Genomic DNA, 19,918 nt, shown 5'->3' on the forward strand with positions numbered 1-19,918 from the left:
AAAGTTTATAATCTCTTTTAAAGAAAGGGGTAGAATACTGTGAATCAAGTAAAATATTATATATCGTTAGTTATAGGTACATTTATCATTGCATTATCTTTTACTTTATTACAAGGTCCGAATCAGATTGCTTCCGGAGGTTTAACAGGGGCAGCTCTTGTTCTTAGTTATATTTTTAACGTTCCATCAGCTATTGTATTATGGATTACCACTTTGCTTTTGTTATTTTTTTGTAGTTATTTTCTAGGAGTGGATGCAATTTTAAAAGCGGTTGTAGGATCTTTGTTAATTCCGTTTTTTGTATACTTTACTAGTGAACTACCGCCACTTACATATGATCCGCTATTAGCTTCTCTTTACGGTGGATTAGGGGTAGGCATTGGTTTAGGTATCGTTTTTCGAGCAGGTGGGAATACGGGTGGTTTTACATTAATTGCTCAAATTTTACACAAAACAAAATCTGTTAAACATAGTACATCGATTATTGTTATGGATGCAACGGTAATGATTGCAGGGGGGCTTATTTTTTTACCTGAAAAAGCATTGTATGCTTTAGTTGGGGCATTCGTAACGCGAAAAACGATGGAATTTATACAGGGTACGAATAAAGTGTCCAAGGTAGCCTACATTATCTCAAGTACTGAATATGAGAAAAGTTTAGCAGAGTCCGTTCTGCATGGATTAGACAGAGGTTTAACGAAAATGACAGGGGCAGGAGGTTATACCGATAGTGAAAGAGTAATTATGATGATTGTACTTGATCCAAGAAAAGTAAACGATCTACGATCAATGGTACTTGGAATTGATCCACATGCTTTTATCATACTATGTGAAGCAACCGAGGTGTTTGGTGAAGGTTTCACACCATCTTTTCTGCCTCCTCAAAGCAAAAAGTATCATTCACCAAGCACAGTCTAGAGGCATTCTAATAAAACGGTAGTAGATAACTAGTTTTGAATTTAATTTCATTTCTTTGTCGGACCACAATGGATTGTCCTTGTGGTCCTTCTAGGCTATTCTGAATCCTTCCAATATAGTGTGATACCATATTTATTGATGTTATATGTATTCATACTCTGAAAAAGTCGCTGCTTGACCATAATAGTTATTATTGTCGTCTATGATATTCCAGACGATTGCTTGTTTAATATAAAATCGCTTTCCAGTACTAGAAATGCGAATTCCTGTGTAATTGTTTACAAAGCCATTAGCAGTCACTTCTTCAAAAAATCTCGCTCTCTCAGCTCTCTCCATTGGTTCGGCGGTAAGTCGTGATGGTGTTTTTATAAAGTCCTCTTTATCCGTTTCCCATAATGTCAATGCTGCTTGATTACCAAAATTAAGGACAGGGTCAACTTCAGTTCCGTGCGACAAGATAATGGTTTCGCTATGATAAAGTTGGTCTAACAAGCTTTTATCCGCTTGTAACGGAATTAAATCATGTCCAATCCATTTCTTAAAACTTTCATTTAAACGTTTAGCATGTTCTTCTGTAAAGCCTTTCTCAGACTTGTTCAAGTTATCCACCCCTATAACTATACTTAAAATTAATACTTACTATCTATCTAATATATTACCAAAAATTTGGCTTCTATTGAAAAAAGATAAACAATCTTTAATTTGTTATAAATACTTCTATTCCATAAGAAAAGATAAGGTATATGATTAAAAAATTACATACATCTAAGTGTGTCTGGAAATAAATAAACAGAAAATATTTCCAAGAAATGAGGTCTAGGAATGGAAGAAAAAAATCATAAAGGAACTGGTGAACATTCAGATTCCCTGACAAACCGCCAAGGACACCCGATAACAGATAATCAAAATATTAGAACGGTCGGAAACCGTGGACCATCCACGCTTGAAAATTATGATTTTCTTGAAAAAATGTCTCATTTTGACCGCGAAAGAGTGCCGGAGCGGGTTGTTCATGCGCGTGGAGCCGGTGCGCATGGATACTTTGAAACGTATGGAAAAGTGGGCGATGAGCCGGTTGCAAAATACACCAGAGCAAAGCTGTTCCAGGAGCAGGGCAAGCGCACACCGGTTTTTGTTCGATTCTCAACGGTGGCGGGAGGTAACGAGTCACCTGAAACTGCTCGTGACCCACGAGGCTTTGCTGTTAAATTTTATACAGAAGATGGAAACTGGGACCTTGTTGGAAATAATCTAAAAATATTTTTTATCCGAGATGCGATGAAGTTTCCTGATATGATTCATGCATTTAAGCCAGACCCTGTTTCGAATATTAGTAATCCTGAACGAATGTTTGATTTTCTTTCGCAAACACCTGAAGCGACACATATGGTTACATTCCTATTTTCTCCTTGGGGAATTCCAGCGAATTATCGCCAGATGCAGGGCTCAGGTGTGAATACATATAAATGGGTTAATAAAGATGGAGAGGCTGTTTTAGTCAAATACCATTGGGAACCGCTTAAACAAGGAATCAAGAATCTTACTCAAAAGGAAGCGGAAGCAATCCAAGCTAAAAATGTAAGCCATGCGACACAAGATTTATATGAGGCGATTGAGCGCGGTGACTATCCTGAGTGGGAGCTATGCGTTCAAATCATGAGCGACGACTACCATCCTGAGTTAGATTTTGATCCATTAGATGATACAAAATTATGGCCAACAGACCAATTTCCGTTTTTAAAAGTAGGAAAAATGGTTTTAAACAAAAATCCTGAAAACTACTTTAATGAAGTGGAGCAATCAGCATTTGGAACTGGTGTACTGGTAGATGGTTTGGATTTTTCCGACGATAAAATGCTGCAAGGCAGAACTTTTTCATATTCAGATACGCAGCGATATCGCGTTGGCACGAATTATTTACAGCTGCCAATTAATGCACCTAAAAAGCGTGTTGCTACCAATCAACGTGGTGGCCAAATGTCCTATCATGTAGATGCAGCACCAAGTCAAAATCCACACGTTAATTATGAGCCTTCCGTTATAGGCGGCTTAAAGGAAGCCGAACAAGTTGGTAAAGTTCATGAACCACACTACAATGACAAATTAGTTCGCGAAAAGATTGATCGTCCAAATGATTTTGGGCAAGCTGGAGAAACGTATCGGAACCTTGAAGATTGGGAAAGGGAAGAGCTCATCAGCAACCTTGTAGACAATCTCAAAGTTTGTAGACCGGAAATCCAGAACAAAATGATTGAGTATTTTACAAATGCAGATGAGGAATATGGAAAACGGGTTAAAGAAGGAGTAACAAAAGCAATGCAAATGATGAAGGATAAAACAAATACAGGCACTGCAGAAGCAGATGAAACGACCAAGAAGGCCAAACATATGGGGCATGAATCAGATCGATATTAATGTCTAATGGCCGCACTTCAGCAAGTGCGGCCATTAGTAATATCCATGGTTTACGATCAAAAAGCACTATCAATTTTATTGGTTGTGAAAGTTGTTACGAAGACTAGTTTTACCATTGATTACAATGAGACCTTCACACTGAAAGGTAAAGCGTTACAGCTCAGTGGAGGGTCCCAATTATTGCATTAATGTTAAATACTAGAGTTAAACAAATTAATCGAGATTTGATGCTGCTGATTTATCTGCAATAATCGTAACGTGCTTATGTTTTTTTAAGATTGATGCTGGAAAGTTTTCAGAAGTTTCGCCTTTGATTAAGCGTGCTAATGCATTAGCTTTCTTTTCACCTGAAACTATCAAAAGAATTTCTTTACTTTCCATAATCGTATCAATGCCCATAGTAATCGCTTTTACTGGCACTTGTTCAATAGAAGAGAAGAATCTTGCATTGGCTTGACGTGTTGATTCATCTAACTCCACAATATGGGTTCTACTAGAAAAAGGAGTTCCTGGTTCATTAAATCCGATGTGCCCGTTAATTCCTAGGCCTAAAATTTGAACATCGATATGACCTGCAGTTTGAATTAGTTTCTCATAATCTGAGCATTCTTGTTGTAGGTTAGCTGCAACACCATTTGGTAAATGTACGCGGTCCATCGAAATATCTATATGTTTGAAAAACTTTTCCTTCATATACGTATGGTAACTGTTCGGGTTATCTTTTTCTAATCCTACATACTCATCTAAATTAAATGTAGTTATATTTTTAAAGGTTACTTTACCTTGATTGAATTTTTCTATTAAACACTTGTACAGCCCTTCTGGAGTTGAACCTGTGGCCAAACCAAATACGGGATTTTCTAATTGGTCGAGTTTTTTAGCTATGAATGAACAAGCCAGTTCACTCATAGCTGCATAATCGTTCGCGATAATTAATTTCATCTCAACCCTCCTTGCGCGCGATCTTATACATATACAGGCTGTCCACCTAGCATATAGTTTCTAGTGCTAAACCTTTGGCATGCATAGTCTCCGTAATTAATAGCTGATCTTCCTGCCAATATTATTATAGATAAGATGTAGTATTTCCGGAACGACGTGTATCCCGTACACAATAAATACGGACCGAAAATACAGCAACATTATCATGCTCGGGTTCTTAGTGGGTACCATCGTATTTGCAGTCAATATGATCGTCGATAAAACTATTTTCCATTCATGAATGGGCTACATAAAAAGTGAATGAAGTTTTACTGCGGACATAGGGTATGTTATTCACCAAAGTTAGAATTTATAGAGGTAAAGCGGACATAGATGATCTTATATGCAATAAAATCCTTTATTTAAGCAAGATTATCCAAAAATAAAGGATCAGAGGTCCTCTAAGCAATTCAAATACGCAATTTTTAATGAAATAGCGAACCATACGGCCGCTTGGATAGGTAGAAATAGAATAACTGCGTTTTTTATAAACAAGTGTTGATGACAAAAAAGGGCTTAAAGTAATGATAATTATTAAAAAGAGTTGGAAGTGGAATAAATTGAACGTTAATCATAAAGGAATATATATTCTGGTAATTACCGTTTTAGTGGCCTTGTTACCACCTTTCTTGAATTCAGATGCATATGAATCAGAGCAAATTCTCTCTGCAGAGATTAATCGACTACTACAGGAAGACCCGATATTAAAAGGAGCACTTGCAGGAATAAGCATACGTTCTGCTAGTACTGGGGATATCCTCTATGAACACAACGGTGACATAAGGATGAGGCCGGCTTCAAATATGAAACTTTTTACTGCAACAGCAGCCTTATCGGTTTTAGGAGAAACGCACCAATTTAAGACTGAAATCAGAACAAAAGGAACGAAAGAGGGAAATAGACTAAAGGGAAATCTATATTTAAAAGGGTTCGGGGATGCAACTCTTTTAAGAGAAGACCTTACTACCATGGCAATCGATATTGCAAAATCCGGTATCGAAGTCATTGTAGGGGACCTTATTGTTGATGACAGCTGGTACGACGATGTTCGTTTATCGCCTGATTTAGTTTGGAGTGATGAATCTTATTATTATGGAGCACAAATATCTGCACTTACAGTTTCTCCAAATAAAGAATTTGATGCTGGAACGATCCTAATGGAGATGTCTCCAGGTTCGAAAATAGGGGCGCCAGCAAAAATTCAAATATCCCACAAAACAAACTATGTGAATATCATCAATCAGACCGTGACATTATCTCATGATGGAGAAGCAGATCTCATCATTGATAGAAAACATGGCTCTAATACTATTATCGTGAAGGGTTTCCTTCCAATGGGAGCACCTGTTAAAAAAGAATGGATAGCTGTTTGGGAACCGACTCAATTTGTTATGGATCTTTTCAAGCAAGAATTAGCGAAACAAGGGATTCATATTTTAGGAGCTGCAAAGCTTGGTGAAACACCTAAAGGCACTAGTCTTCTTACAAGTCATCAATCAATGCCGTTAAGTGAATTTCTTATACCATTTATGAAACTTAGTAATAATATTCACGCTGAAGTCCTTGTGAAGGAAATGGGAAAATTGAGAAAAGGAGAAGGCAGTTGGGAAAAAGGATTGGAAGTAGTAAAGGAAGAGCTACCCAAATTTGGTGTAAATCTAGACTCATTCGTAATTAGAGACGGTTCTGGTATTTCTCATGTAAACTTAATTCCTGCAAATGAAATATCGAAACTATTGTTTCATATCCAAAAGGAAAAATGGTTCCCGGCATTCGTAAAATCGTTGCCAGTTGCTGGTAATAGTGAGAAAATGGTAGGTGGGAGCTTGAGAAAAAGAATGAAATCTTTAAATGTAAAAGCAAAAACAGGCACGCTTACAACTGTTACCTCCTTATCCGGATACGTGGCAACGAAAAAAGGAGAAACCCTTATTTTTTCCATTCTTTTAAATAATTTGCTTGATGAAGACAAAGGAAAAGTCGTAGAGGACAGGATCGTTGAAATATTGGCAAATTATTAGAGTAGGTGTAAGAGCTGTAAGTAAAAATGCAGCTCTTTTTCATGGTCATTTTCCTGAACATGGTAGAATGATTTTTAACTGATTTTTCTTATGTGCTAAACGTTAACTTTTTATGTACAAGGAGGCGAAAAGATCATAAAAATACTATTAAAAACTTTGGTTTATGTAAGCGAATGGGTTTTATTCTTTTATGTTTTTACCTTTATTTTAGTTTTCAATATGATTTATATTGCCAACATGGTTTTGATTGATATGCCTAGGGAAGAACCGATAACCATAATTACATCTTTAAGTAAGACATTGCTTATCATCATTGGTATAGGCATTGTCTGTTTCTTTTATATTAAGTATTTAATAGGGAACAGCGCATATAAAAAATTCAAAGAAGTTATTTGGGGAGTACTATTTGGGTTAAACGCCTTAAGTTCTATTGTTACGTTGTATGTGAGTGATAAATTTGGTTTTTCAAAGGATGAAAGAATTGTACTGATAGTGGCAATTATAATTAGTGTGATATTAACAATTCAGGTAATACAAAAATTTCGTAGAATAGAATAAATTTAATGATTACATTTTAAGTTATAAAGCATTTCTTTTCGGAATGCTTTTTATCTTTGTATAAAAAACTAATTTTCTATACAATAAAAATATAACAATATTAAATAAAAATTTATTGTAAAACAATAAATCGTGTGTTAAATTCAAATTGACAATAAATAAGTGAGGTGTTTTTTTATGAACAGAGGTTCAACATTATTTTTAAAGATTGCTGTTTTTATTATCGGAATTCCAGTTCTTGCTTTGTGCATATTTTTGTTGCCGCAAATAGCTACTGTAGCGATTGAAGAAGCAAAAAAAGGTTCAGAGTTGGCTTATATGGTATTTGCCATTTTAATTGTTATGTATGTATCGACCATACCGTTTTACTTAGCATTGTATCAAGCATTAAGCCTTTTAAGTTATATTGACAAAAACCAAGCTTTCTCAGAATTATCTGTAAGAGCTCTAAAGAAAATAAAAAACTGTGCGATCACAATCAGTGGCTTGTATGTAGTAGTCCTACCATTTATTTTTATCATAGCTGAGTGGGATGACGCACCTGGTCTCGCATTGATCGGAATGGTCATTATAGGTGCTTCTTTGGTAATCGCAGTGTTCGCTGCTGTTCTTCAAAGACTTTTACAAGAAGCGATTGATATAAAATCGGAAAATGACTTAATAGTCTGAGGTGATAACAATGGCAATTATTATTAATATTGATGTCATGCTTGCTAAAAGGAAAATGAGCGTAACAGAACTTTCGGAAAGAGTTGGAATCACAATGGCTAACCTTTCTATATTGAAAAATGGAAAGGCAAAAGCGATTCGAATTACAACTTTAGAGGCAATTTGTAAAGCTTTAGAGTGTCAGCCTGGAGATATTTTAGAATACAAAAGTGATGAAGACACTCATAAATAATAGACAAGCAATTTCACAAGGCGGGGGCGAGTGCTAAACAAGCACTCGCTTTTTGTATGAAAGGAATATAAATAACTAATTTATAATAGTAGTAATATGGACGTTTTGTATTGTAAACTACTTAAAAAAGGAGTAGAACATTATGGAGTCTAGAACGGGAAACCTTATTATTAGGAAATTAACGACAACTTTCGTTGCGACAACTATTTTTTCGCTAGTATTAGTTTTTTTTAGTATTATAGATGGTTTTGAATTGCCTTATAACAAAGGAAATCAATTCATCGGGTGGTTCTTCATATATCTAATGTATATTGGCGTAATTATCCTAATCTACGGAAATTTAGTTTCAACACTGATAGAGTATATGCAAAGAAAGTGGTTCCGCCAATATGATTGGCTATATGTATTCATTCTTGGCGTTTTTGGATTAGCGAACGGACTACTTTTTCCATCAGTGACATTTGCCCTGCTCGGAATGGTGGCTGCAATCCTATATGCCATCATTGATAAATGGCTATATCGAAGACATTTATCAAGCAAAAATATAAAAATGTTTTTTCTAATACCAATAGCATGTGTCGTACTATGTTGGGGCTATTTTCAATTAACTTCTCCGCCAATGCCGCCATTTACAAAAGAAGATGCTGTACACTTTGCAACTTCTGGGCAAGGTACAGTTATAGAGCACTTTCCTAAGGAAATTGGTATATGGGAAGGTACTATTGAAGGGTATGAAGTTAAAAGAGAAACGAATGTAAAAGAAATCGAAGATGAAATTTATATTGTTTCATTTACAGAGAATTGGAAAAAAGGTACTGAAAGGGGTACTTGGGAATTATCCTATAAAATTGAAAGAGGAAGTTTAACGGCTAATGGCGAAAAAGGCAGTATACCACCGTATTATAAAGGGGATTAACGAGTGCAAACACAATTCCTTATAGTGTAAGGAGGTTCTGCTTTAAGCTGGAACGCCATTTTAGTCATAAGGAAACATAATAGGGAAGTATTGAAAAAAGATTAATCCGTCATAAATAAAATTTCTGTCTTTTGTAAAAATACATTAACTTAAGGTAACACTATGCAAAAAAGGCGGGAAAAAAATGATTAAAAGAGCAATCATAAGCTTTTTTATGCTGTTTGTTTTATTATGTAATATTGCCGAAGCGGGTGCTAGTGACCAAGTTGTTTTATCACATGCTACTTCGGACGCAGAGTACGATCACATATTTTTAATGGCGGATAAAATAGAAGGAAATTGGATGGCTCACAAAAACTTTACCGTTCAAGTTGGAATTCCCCCTGAAGAATTGCTCTATCACTTTCCAGATTGGTATAATGATAAATTTACACCAGATTTAATTTATGAAGATATAAATGATGACACCTTTAAGGATATCATCGTTGTTTTGATTGCTGGTTCAGGTTCAGGAGTCTCCATGAAGGAGGTTCATGTATTAAATCAAATGCATAACCCAAATAGAAACTATGAAGAGGTGCCAGTTGAACCCATTAACGCTGCCGTAAAACGTCTGATAAAGATGGAAAGACATGGTGATCAAGTAACCATTTTAACTAAAAAAAAGAAATATGTAGTTGATATTGCAAAATTTAATTATCTGCCTGATACATACTTTACTAGCCCAAGTGTGGGGTCTGTAGAAGATTATTGGACGGAAAAGGGTACTTTGTATGGATCTACGACTGTTTTTATTACTCCAGCTGGTCAGATTGGACGTTTAAGAATTGAATATGATTGGGATGGAACAAAGTATATAGCTAAGACTATTACTTTTGATGAAACAGAGCCATTCACCTATCCAAGTAATAAACGCTAACCAACATAATCAAGGGATCATTAGGGTCATACCAAAAAAAGACGACTTAAGAAATTCAGTATTGAACTAAGTCGTCTTTTTTGTATTAGTTTTTAAGTATTATTAGTTCCCCTTACAATGTGTGGGGATGTTTTTTTACCATCTATAAACACCTTCGCATGTATTAGCCTTTGGTTCATAATAACAATGTTCTTTATATTGTCCTGAAATTGGTTGGTCGTACCATGTAGGTGGACATGGAGCATACGGATTAAAATACCAAAGAGCATACTTAGAAGGATGTTCTCTCCAATAGTCCAAGGTTTGTTTAGCTAATCTTTTTTCTACACTTCTTGCTCTGTTATAAAAAACATTTCCTTTTTGTACTGCTTCAAAAGAATAATTTCCCCCTTGGACTTGATAAATCACTTGAGGTATTGTTTTTAGGCCTTCAAAATCTAAACAATTAGCTTTTAATCGATTTACAATTACATTACCAACCATAAGCATTCCTATACGCCCTTCACCTTCAGCTTCAGCTCGCATCATCCTTGCCATTAAAGCAACGTCACTGTCGGTATACTTTACTCTCGGCACATTTATCACCTCTAAAAGAAGTGTATGAAAGAAACCAATAAAAATGTGGGCTTTATATAATTTCTCTGATTGTAAAAATAAGAAGAAGCGGCAATCTCGATTTTCTAGACCTTAGATTCTAAAAGACTTGGATCTTCATCTGAAACGCTTTCCTGGATAGGTGCCTTTTTATATCGACCTATAATACTACTAGCGATTGAAATACATAGAATGGATACAAGCGCTTTTTGCCATCCGACCATCGTTAGTGCAAATAAAATAATAAGGCTATCGCAGATGAAAATAATTAATCCTCTATTGAAACCAAACTTTTTATCTAGGTAAAGAGCAAGAATATGGATACCTCCTAATGAAGAACCATTGTTTAAAACTAAGGTTACTCCGATTCCTATGAGCAATCCGGCCAGTATTGAAACCGCGATCATATTAAGATTAAATGAAAGTAACCATGTATCTATCCATGAACGGATTAGTGTTATGAAGGTAATAGAAAGAAGGCTGGATATGGTGAACCATTTTCCAAGTTGTTGTAACGATATAAAGAAAAAAGGTAAATTTGCGATGAAAAACCAAAATCCCCATGAAAAATGACTCATATTGGAGAGTAACGATGCAATCCCTGCTGTACCTCCGAAGGTTAGAGACTGTAAAGAAAGAAATTTAAGTCCGAATGTTGTAAGAAGAAGTCCGAGTAAAACGAAGCAAAGTTTCTTAGTAAGACTCATTAATAACCTCCAATTATTTAGTTCTTAATTTCAGTAAACATCATAATCATGATGCTTTCAATAGATTAGGAAAATGTTCTACAAGTCCTAAATTTCACCGAATTCTCTCAACTCTATTAAAATATTAATCTCAAAATGGAGGTAGAGCCTATGAATTACATAACAATTACATATTAGGAAAGGTTTGCTATTTACAGAAAAGGGTGATGGATGCACATTGATTTTGGCAATAAATATCAACCGAAACAATGAAAGCCTGTATCGTAATTACCTTTGGAACTAAGGGATACAGGCTTTACATTTCACTGTTACGAACAGTACCATCGGTGACGATAGACTATAACATATCTTTTTAATAGCGCTGTTTAATGACTACTTTTCGCTTGACAAACACAGTCCTTTCAACAGGGTCCCAAACCACATTCCCATTCAGTTGCTCTATAACAAATCGTATCGGAACAAATGTAGTTCCATTGACGATTTCGGGCGCCACATCCATTTGCACCAATTTTCCATTCACCGTTAAGTCCTTACTTCTATCTTTTAATACCAATAAGCGATTTTGATCCGTTATAGTAATGGTCCTCCTTAAAGGATCCCAGTGAACATTTGCTCCTAATTGTTCGCTTATAAAACGCAGCGGAATTAATGTTCTGTTATTTTTTATAAATGGCGCTTCAAGCAAAGAAAATGTAGTACCATTAACGACAGCTAGTTTGTTGCCTATATTTAATAGAACTTCTTGTGTAGTTTCCACCGGCTCTAAGTTGGATTCACTAGAATTTTCTAGTGATGTTAATGTTGTGCCGGGATAATAATGCAATAATATATCTTGGTAACTTTTTCCCTTATCTGCCATCTGCTTAGCTCCCCATTGACTCATACCTGCACCATGGCCAAACCCACGCCCGGAAATAACATACGATTTGCCGTTGTAGTCGACACTGTCAATAAGATAACTTTTAATCAAACTAAGACCTAGCATCGATCGTATTCGTTGTGCGGTTGTATTTTCTAGTTTCACTTCATGAATTTGAAGTGAATTATCTTTGTTTCTAATAAATTCGTTTGTTATTGTATGCCGCAGGGCAAACTGTAGCGTTATATCTCCTTTTTGAACACGTTTTCCCGTTGTTCGTTGTTCTGCAAAGGAAAGAGCAGGAATTGCTATAAGTTTGATTTCACTGTTTGGATAACCATTTTTTTGCAACCAATTTTTAATATTGTTTGCTATATCTGGATTCCTCTCTTTGACATCGTTCCACCATTGCTCAGGGTTATGTAAATCGAATCCTGTTATATCGATTTGGGTTTGATCTACTGAAAAACTCCAAGGCGAGACAGGATCGTAGGGGTCCACCTTAACTGGTAAATATGGTAATGCGTTCCCTCCCCAAACATTTTCATTAGTCTCTGTAATTCCGCCATTTGAAGATGAAAAAACAGTTAATACCAAATCACCGTTATATTTTAAAATTTGACCATTTGTTTCATTTACGGCTCTTGTAGCATTTGGATGCCATGCATAACCTGAGTACACTTGGTAATTTGTACTGTCGTCTATTATTTTACCTTGGTGTGATAAGGCAAAAGTACGTGCTGCTACTGTTTGAGCTTTTAGAGCATCAAGGTCCCATGAAGCAGGCATCTCATGGGGGATGACTCCTTTTAAGTAATCTTCAATAGGCAATGTATTAATCGGACGAATAGAGGTACCTTCTGCAATGAATTGGATCACCCCTAAATAAGGCATATTATTAATAGAAATTTTTGTTTCATAGTTATATTCAATTGGTCTAAGTACTAATGATGTTCCTTCATCAAGGAGGAATTTATTTTCATATAATGCTAATTGTCCATTATTTAGTTGGATTTTATATTCATTGTTTTCATTCAGAACTCTTTCATTTAGTTGGTATTGCCCCGTAATAGTAAATATTAGTTCTTTTACATTTCCTAGATAATTCAATAATTTTACATTAATTAATGGGTAACTCGGGCTGAAAGTCCCGTTATTTATGTTTAAAAAGGGAGCAGTGGGGTTTTCCTCGAATTGATTTTCGATAAACTTTGGATAGATGACAACGATTAATAAAGTAAGGGTTATTAAACCCAATATGGATATAATGTGAAGACGTTTGATCATTACTCACCTCAATTGTAAAATTGTGATTCGTATCTATAATTTGTACAAAAGTCTTACTTTTATTTTGTTTTTTCAAAAATGCAAGGTGATTATCTGTGAAAAAATGAATAAATACTAAAATGGAAATTATTGAATGGAATTGATGATATGGAACAAACCGTAGATGCTCTAGATAAAATGATTTCAGTTAATAACCTAATTAATGAAATGAAGAGAGAAGATTTTGATACAGATGAGCTTAAAACAAAAGATGCGATCGCAGTTTGTAAAATGAAGTTATTTGGAGAATATCTCCTGAAAAAATGTTGGTAGGCGTTGTGATTAAATTTTCTTGTAATTTATGTTAGGGTTAAATTATAGAGACGTTGGGTTTATGATATTGTTACTCATTTTAAATTTAGATCAAGCATCAGACAAACAAGTAATCTTAATCTTAATAAAGAGTAAAGTTAATGTAGCTAATTACTTCTTTTTAAAAAATGGCTCAGCTTTAATACTTTTTTCACACTTTGGATATTCGGAGAATTATGGATATTAGTACAAGGCTAAAGAAAATGTTCCAAATCAACTAGAGGTAAAAAATCGGATCGGATTAAGGTTTCTTTTTCAGTTAACAGGAATACGAATTTAAAATAGAAACATAAATATAAAAACTTATAAACTACGAATTTCGTGTTGTTTCAAAAATTGGGATTGTGAGCTTGAAATTCATTTAAGAGACTGGAGTTGATAGTATGCACAAGAAAGTGGTATTAGCCGGAGGAACAGGATTCATTGGTACATATTTTAAAAATCAATTTAACCAGCTTGGTTATGAAGTGAAAATCATTTCAAGACAATCTCAGCATATTTCATGGGATGATAAAACATCCATACTCGAGGCATTAGAAGGTGCTGAATTGTTAATCAATCTTGCCGGTAAATCAGTTAATTGTCGATATAATCCGGAAAATAAAGAAAGTATTATGAATTCAAGAATTGAAACGACGAATGTGCTAGGAACATTACTAACCGAGTGTAAAAGCCCTCCAAAGGTATGGATGAATTCAAGTACAGCAACCATCTATCGCCACGCTGAAGATCGCCCGATGACAGAGACAGATGGAGAGATTGGTTCAGGATTTTCAGTTGAGGTTGCAAAGAACTGGGAGAATGCCTTCTTTTCGTTTCATTTACCTGAAACAAGACAAATTGCTTTGAGGATCGCCATTGTGTTAGGTAAAGGCGGAGGGGTGATGACGCCCTATCAAAATCTAGTGAAATTTGGACTTGGTGGTGTTCAAGGATCTGGACATCAAAAATTTAGTTGGATCCATGTTGAAGATTTATTCCAAATCGTTCTTTTTCTAAAGGAAAGAGAAGATTTAAATGGAGTATTCAATTGTTCAGCACCACACCCAGTTACAAATAAGGAACTGATGGAGAAATTACGAGCTGCAATGAATAGACCGTTTGGTGTTCCTGCACCTAAATGGATGCTTGAATTAGGTTCGATGTTCATAAAGACGGAAACAGAATTGGTGCTGAAAAGTCGTTGGGTAATCCCTGAACGTCTGGAACAGGAAGGCTACATATTTACTTTTAACACTCTAGATGAAACTTTACATGATATTCTTCATTAAATATAAGCTAGGAAGGAAGTGATATCATAGGAAATTGTAGTTGGAATCATAATCGTCTTTGTTATTTTGATTGTTGTTGGGATGGTCGTCGATAAACGTAAACCTACAAAGCTATCAAGAGAAAATATCCCGGCTAGCCTTGGTTTATTAAATGAAGTACCAGCCTTTCAGATTCAAAGTAAATTACATGAAACATTGGATCGAGATTATATTGAAAAGGTAAAGAAAAGACTTCTGGAGCACCATCCTAAAATGACAGAAGATGAGTTTGAATGGTGTTTTTTTGAATTGAAGCGGTATTTTCTATTAAATTCTATTATGAAACAAGTCCCGATGTTTAGTGAAGAGGTAGATGAAGTATGGCATGAACTGATTCTTTTTACACAACCGTATCATAATTTTACATCAAAGTTTTATGGTGGCATGCTACACCATATGCCAAACCTTAAGGGAGAAGGTGATCCTAATCAACGTGCTCTGTTTGATTGGGTCTATTCACAGCTTTTTCAAATTACGGAGTATAGCTGGAAAACGTGGGGTGACTTTTTTAGGCATCCACTGAACTCTGATTTACTGAGAGATTTTAAGAACGAAAATATGGATTACCTAAAAAAAACATATTTTAAAACGACTGAAGATAATTTAGAATTGGTTGAGTTTTTAATTCATAGATTAAAGAATCAATTAAAAGAATCCGAAGAGATTTATAAAAAGAATAAAAAAGGAGAGTTTTTAAGAGTTAACACATTTGGAAATCTGTCCGCTCTGTCTACAGTGCTAATATTCTATTCATATTTTTATTATGATGAATATTGGGAAATGGCCAAACTTTACACGTTTGCTAACGTAGCGAATCATACAAGCGGTTGTTCTGCAGCTGCTTTTTGTGGAACTGGAAGCAATGATGACAGTGGTGATTCTGGCGGTGGAAGTAGTTGTTCGAGCTGCTCTGGATGTGGAGGGAGTTCGTAGGATGCAGTAGAAACAAAGCATACTTTAAAACTATAAATTATTAGATCGGATGGTATAAACAATCAATCAGTGCAAATTAATGTTATATCATTACTGAAAAGTATGATATTCATAAAGGAGTAAAAATTAAAAAGTATTTTAAAATGCCACGCTTTTAAAAGTGTGGCATTATTTTTGAAATTAATATTGGGGATAATATGGATTAGTTCCAGGATATGGATAAGGGTACGGATATGGTGCTGGAACAGGATAAGGAGCTGGTACTGGGTATGGCGGCGGAGCAGCTGCTGCACCTAATGCCACACCTGTAAGTGTACCTAATGCAAATCCTCCCGGATAGTAGCCACCATGCCAATGCCCACCGTGTCCCCACGTTGGATGACCCCCACCATGATGATGCCAAGTAGCATGGCCACCTCCATGGCCCCAGGAAGCGTGACCACCACCACCGTGATGTTTTCTCAAATAATCATGATTAATATTCATCGTTTCGTTCGCACTCCTTCTAAATAAGATCCCTGTAGTATATGCCCACCAGTACAGAAATGACATTCAATTATTTCAGTGTTTTCATATGCAGATTATTGTGGCAAATTATAATATATCGGGAATTTAAGATATTAAGGAAGGGTATGGGAGTTCAATTTCTCAAAGTGATCTAAGGATGTTTACAAAACTGTACTTTGAAAGGTATGGTTCTTTTTATGTATATCTTTGGAATTAAAGTGAATAAAATACATGATTTTAATCTATAGAATAAAAGTGATATAATAGGAATTGAAGTTTGTTTAGAACTATATATTTAAAGTTTAGTTGGATATTAAATCACTTATGTATCCGTCTCTGTAGTAGAGTAAAACAAATCAGCTCTATCTAAAGAGCATAAAAGTGTCATATAATTATAAATAGCTTACAACTGTCATATTATAGTAAATAAATATTTTAATATCTTAACAAAAGTGATACACTAATAGAAGATTATTAAAAAATAGTGATACACTATTAAAAGTTTATTATTGTTGCAGAAATGGTGTGTGGCTAGGACGCGTCCTGGCTTGCTGTACGCCTAAGCAGGAGCGCCTACATCCTTTTTGCAAATTTAGTAGATAAGGATGATATAGATGAGCAACAGAGGAACTAATACAGACGTCATTTTAATTGGCGCCGGAATTATGAGTGCGACTTTAGGTACACTATTAAAAGAATTGGTACCAGAATGGGAAATTAAGGTGTTTGAGAAACTTGCAAAAGCTGGAGATGAAAGCTCTAACGAATGGAATAATGCCGGAACTGGACATGCAGCACTGTGTGAGCTTAACTACACAGTTGAAAAACCGGATGGATCAGTAGATATTACTAAAGCTATTAATATAAATGAACAGTTTCAGGTATCAATGCAGTTTTGGTCATATCTTGTAAACAGCAAGCTGATCCAAAATCCACAAAACTTTATCATGCCATTGCCACATATGAGTTTAGTGCAAGGCGAACAAAATGTAACTTTTTTAAAGAACCGTTTTGAAGCGCTGGTCAACAATCCTCTATTCAAAGGGATGGAGTTTTCCGAAGATCCAGAAAAACTGAAGGAATGGATTCCGCTTATTATGGAAGACCGCGCATCAAATGAACCTATAGCGGCAACAAAAATTGACACTGGAACGGATGTCAACTTTGGTGCTTTAACCCGCATGATGTTTGAACACTTAGAGAATAAAAATGTCACAGTAAATCATAGTCATAGTGTTAAAGATATTAAACGGACTAGCGATGGTATGTGGAAATTGAAAATTCAAAATCTTGATAACGGTACTGTTGAAAACCATACTGCAAAATTCGTCTTTATTGGTGGTGGTGGCGGCAGCCTGCATTTACTGCAAAAATCCGGTATTCCTGAAGGAAAACATATTGGAGGATTCCCAGTAAGTGGATTATTTATGGTATGTAATAATCCGGCAGTTGTAGAGCAGCATCATGCTAAAGTATACGGAAAAGCTAAGGTTGGTGCACCACCAATGTCGGTACCACATCTTGACACAAGATTTATTGACAATAAAAAATCGTTGCTATTTGGACCATTTGCCGGTTTCACACCTAAGTTTTTAAAATATGGTTCAAATCTTGATCTAATAACGTCTATAAAGCCGCACAATATATTAACTATGTTGGCAGCTGGTGCAAAAGAGATGCCATTGACAAAGTACTTGATTCAGCAAGTTATGTTATCTAAAGAACAACGCATGGAAGAGCTGCGAGAGTTTATCCCGAATGCGAAAAGCGAGGATTGGGATTTAGTAGTAGCTGGCCAACGTGTACAAGTTATTAAGGATACGGCTGCTGGAAAAGGAACACTTCAATTTGGGACGGAAGTAATTACTGCAAGTGACGGCTCGATCGCTGCATTATTGGGCGCATCTCCAGGTGCATCTACTGCTGTTCATGTTATGCTTGAAGTAATTAAAAAATGTTTCCCACAGCAAAGCAAAGAGTGGGAACCTAAAATTAAAGAAATGATTCCTTCCTACGGTGTGTCACTTATGGAAAATCCAGAGCTTCTGCAAGAAATTCATAGTTCAACAGCGCAGGCGCTTGGTTTAGCAGACCAACAAGCGGAAGTTCGCCCGGAAAGAAAAGTTCCAGCAATGGTTTGATAGATTTTCAAGAGTGCTGTTCACAGCTAATTTCGCTGTCATCAATATGACCTCTTTAAGAGAATCTATCCAAGTTGATGAAGTTTTACATTCTATCAACTAAAATTCGATAATGATTTAACATTCTTGTACCAGGGATCAAGCTCTTCTAATGATGCCTGGTACAGCTATTTAATTAGTAAGTCCTCTTTTTATTTTACCCTCCTTCGATCATTTGGTAATCTTCCTTTTCAAGGACATTCTTCACTACTTGAAGCTATTGTACTCCATTTAGTAAGCCTTTTCATGGGCTAAATCTGAATAAATTGCTTCCATTTGAGTAGTGAAGAATTTACTGTCCTATCAGACAAAGTAGTCTAAACCAATAGAATCAGGAAAAAAGTAGAGACTAGGTAAACCTAGTCTCCCATTTATTGTGCGGCTTTAACTTTTGGTTGTGTTGAAATTTGCTTAGTTAATTTTCGAATATATATATTGTTCGCTACTAAACTAGCAATTGTTATTAAAGCTCCTACTAATTCAAATATAGTTAAGTGATAACCTTGAATGACAGAAATGATAAAGGTAGTTATCGGTACCAAGTTCATAAATAGAATTCCATTTATTGGAGTAATAATCTTATTACCATAATTCCAAACAAAAACGGCTAGCACCCCAGCGATAAATATCATATATAGGAGGGCTCCCGAAACATCGCCTATTATTGAGAGGGTAGGAACCTTTAACCACCCAACTAATGTTGCAAATCCCACAATAATACTGATTGAAACGACTCCATAGATTGTCGTTACAGTAGTATATCTCAACGGTGACCATGTTGGAAAGGAACTCCCGCCTGATGTATAGATAACCCAACACAATGCACCTATTAAGATCAATAGATTGGCAAATATATTACCTTCTTCAGATACGAAAACACGTAAATCTCCTTTGGAAATAACCATCACGACTCCTATTAATCCTGTTAACATAAACAGAACTGTAACAAACTTTGGAGCAGCTTTTTTAGTCACCCAATTTACAATAATTCCAAGCAAAGGTTGAACAGCCATTATAACGGCCGCTATTACAGCCCCTGATGGTCCAGCTAATTGTTGTCCTAAAAACACAAGGAAACTAAACCCAGCAAAACCCATCGTTCCAAAAAAGAATACTTTTCCTGTTTGGCCTTCCGTAGATAATTTTCCTTTTCCCTCTAATACGATTAGCAATAAAATAAATATTAGAGCCGCTGATCCATATCTTAACAATGTGAAATAAAATGGGTCCATTATCGTTAGGGCATTCCCCATTACAGGAAACATTCCGCCCCAAGATATAACAGCTATTAAACACATGAGAATACCTAATAAAAATTTATTACCGTTCATTGTGATTCCTCCTACTAAACTTATGTAAATCTTAATAGGAACCAAATTGAAACAGGTCCCTACAAATTTCATGTTCGAGAGGTACCACGAGCTCTCCCGTTTATCATTTTGTAATTGATTCTAACGTGGACTTTGAAATTATTCTTCTATTTGATCACTATAACGCTGAATTTTAGCTGTGCGAGCAAAAGGCATTCTATTATTATCATACATAATTTTGATAATTTTGT

The 19,918-nt window shown here is 35.5% G+C and carries 18 protein-coding genes; 11 read left to right on the forward strand and 7 right to left on the reverse strand.

The features are described from left to right. Positions 1-39 precede the first annotated feature (39 nt). A complete protein-coding gene (locus C1724_RS23530; protein ID WP_102349204.1) occupies positions 40-918 on the forward strand; it encodes a YitT family protein in 879 nt (292 codons plus the stop codon). Positions 919-1,059: 141 nt separating this feature from the next. Here C1724_RS23530 and C1724_RS23535 read toward each other — a convergent pair whose 3' ends face one another. Beyond that, a complete protein-coding gene (locus C1724_RS23535; protein ID WP_374703486.1) occupies positions 1,060-1,527 on the reverse strand; it encodes an MEKHLA domain-containing protein in 468 nt (155 codons plus the stop codon). Between the two features lie 213 nt (positions 1,528-1,740). Here C1724_RS23535 and C1724_RS23540 point away from each other — a divergent pair, with 213 nt between their 5' ends. Further along, the gene (locus C1724_RS23540; RefSeq protein WP_102349208.1) at positions 1,741-3,333 is read left to right on the forward strand and encodes a catalase; all 1,593 of its coding nucleotides are present in this window, start codon (positions 1,741-1,743) and stop codon (positions 3,331-3,333) included. Positions 3,334-3,546: 213 nt separating this feature from the next. Here the strand turns inward: C1724_RS23540 and nagB are convergent, their stop codons facing one another. Beyond that, the gene (gene nagB / locus C1724_RS23545) at positions 3,547-4,275 is read right to left on the reverse strand and encodes a glucosamine-6-phosphate deaminase (protein WP_102349210.1); all 729 of its coding nucleotides are present in this window, start codon (positions 4,273-4,275) and stop codon (positions 3,547-3,549) included. 563 nt (positions 4,276-4,838) lie between these two features. Here nagB and dacB point away from each other — a divergent pair. From dacB to C1724_RS23575, 5 genes are all read left to right on the forward strand, one after another. Then, a complete protein-coding gene (gene dacB / locus C1724_RS23550) occupies positions 4,839-6,335 on the forward strand; it encodes a D-alanyl-D-alanine carboxypeptidase/D-alanyl-D-alanine endopeptidase (RefSeq protein WP_102349212.1) in 1,497 nt (498 codons plus the stop codon). 735 nt (positions 6,336-7,070) lie between these two features. Next, positions 7,071-7,562 (forward strand): DUF2975 domain-containing protein, encoded by a 492-nt coding sequence (locus tag C1724_RS23560; RefSeq protein WP_102349216.1) that lies wholly within the window; start codon positions 7,071-7,073, stop codon positions 7,560-7,562. A 10-nt stretch (positions 7,563-7,572) separates the two neighbouring features. Further along, entirely contained in the window at positions 7,573-7,794 is a 222-nt protein-coding gene (locus tag C1724_RS23565; RefSeq protein ID WP_102349218.1) for a helix-turn-helix domain-containing protein, read from the forward strand. Positions 7,795-7,936: 142 nt separating this feature from the next. Next, the gene (locus C1724_RS23570; protein ID WP_102349220.1) at positions 7,937-8,710 is read left to right on the forward strand and encodes a hypothetical protein; all 774 of its coding nucleotides are present in this window, start codon (positions 7,937-7,939) and stop codon (positions 8,708-8,710) included. A 184-nt stretch (positions 8,711-8,894) separates the two neighbouring features. Continuing rightward, entirely contained in the window at positions 8,895-9,629 is a 735-nt protein-coding gene (locus C1724_RS23575; RefSeq protein WP_102349222.1) for a hypothetical protein, read from the forward strand. A gap of 135 nt (positions 9,630-9,764) precedes the next feature. Here the strand turns inward: C1724_RS23575 and C1724_RS23580 are convergent, their stop codons facing one another. The 3 genes from C1724_RS23580 to C1724_RS23590 all read right to left on the reverse strand — a co-directional run bounded on the left by C1724_RS23580 (position 9,765) and on the right by C1724_RS23590 (position 13,076). Further along, positions 9,765-10,205: a cell wall hydrolase gene (locus tag C1724_RS23580; RefSeq protein WP_102349224.1), complete on the reverse strand. Its 441-nt coding sequence runs from the start codon at positions 10,203-10,205 to the stop codon at positions 9,765-9,767. Positions 10,206-10,309: 104 nt separating this feature from the next. Continuing rightward, positions 10,310-10,930 carry a YitT family protein gene (locus tag C1724_RS23585; protein WP_102349225.1) on the reverse strand — a complete coding sequence of 207 codons (621 nt, stop codon included), beginning with the start codon at positions 10,928-10,930 and terminating at the stop codon, positions 10,310-10,312. A gap of 352 nt (positions 10,931-11,282) precedes the next feature. After that, the gene (locus tag C1724_RS23590) at positions 11,283-13,076 is read right to left on the reverse strand and encodes a SpoIID/LytB domain-containing protein (protein WP_102349227.1); all 1,794 of its coding nucleotides are present in this window, start codon (positions 13,074-13,076) and stop codon (positions 11,283-11,285) included. Between the two features lie 147 nt (positions 13,077-13,223). Between C1724_RS23590 and C1724_RS25855 the strand changes: the two genes are divergently transcribed. The 3 genes from C1724_RS25855 to C1724_RS23600 all read left to right on the forward strand — a co-directional run bounded on the left by C1724_RS25855 (position 13,224) and on the right by C1724_RS23600 (position 15,670). Beyond that, positions 13,224-13,388, forward strand: coding sequence for a hypothetical protein (locus C1724_RS25855; protein WP_180994430.1), 165 nt, complete (start codon positions 13,224-13,226; stop codon positions 13,386-13,388). 422 nt (positions 13,389-13,810) lie between these two features. Continuing rightward, the gene (locus C1724_RS23595) at positions 13,811-14,698 is read left to right on the forward strand and encodes a TIGR01777 family oxidoreductase (RefSeq protein WP_102349228.1); all 888 of its coding nucleotides are present in this window, start codon (positions 13,811-13,813) and stop codon (positions 14,696-14,698) included. Positions 14,699-14,779: 81 nt separating this feature from the next. Further along, complete coding sequence (locus tag C1724_RS23600; RefSeq protein WP_142386591.1) at positions 14,780-15,670, forward strand: hypothetical protein; 891 nt, start codon at positions 14,780-14,782, stop codon at positions 15,668-15,670. A gap of 180 nt (positions 15,671-15,850) precedes the next feature. Here C1724_RS23600 and C1724_RS23605 read toward each other — a convergent pair whose 3' ends face one another. Then, positions 15,851-16,156 (reverse strand): hypothetical protein, encoded by a 306-nt coding sequence (locus C1724_RS23605; RefSeq protein WP_102349232.1) that lies wholly within the window; start codon positions 16,154-16,156, stop codon positions 15,851-15,853. A 635-nt stretch (positions 16,157-16,791) separates the two neighbouring features. Between C1724_RS23605 and C1724_RS23610 the strand changes: the two genes are divergently transcribed. Next, on the forward strand, positions 16,792-18,318 hold the full coding sequence (locus C1724_RS23610; protein ID WP_102349234.1) for a malate:quinone oxidoreductase: 1,527 nt from the start codon (positions 16,792-16,794) through the stop codon (positions 18,316-18,318). Positions 18,319-18,728: 410 nt separating this feature from the next. On the opposite strand, the gene C1724_RS23615 is transcribed toward C1724_RS23610, so the two are convergent. Next, complete coding sequence (locus C1724_RS23615) at positions 18,729-19,688, reverse strand: DMT family transporter (protein WP_102349236.1); 960 nt, start codon at positions 19,686-19,688, stop codon at positions 18,729-18,731. Positions 19,689-19,918 lie beyond the last annotated feature (230 nt).

This window comes from Bacillus sp. Marseille-P3661 (genome assembly GCF_900240995.1).
Lineage (GTDB): Bacteria > Bacillota > Bacilli > Bacillales > Bacillaceae_J > OESV01.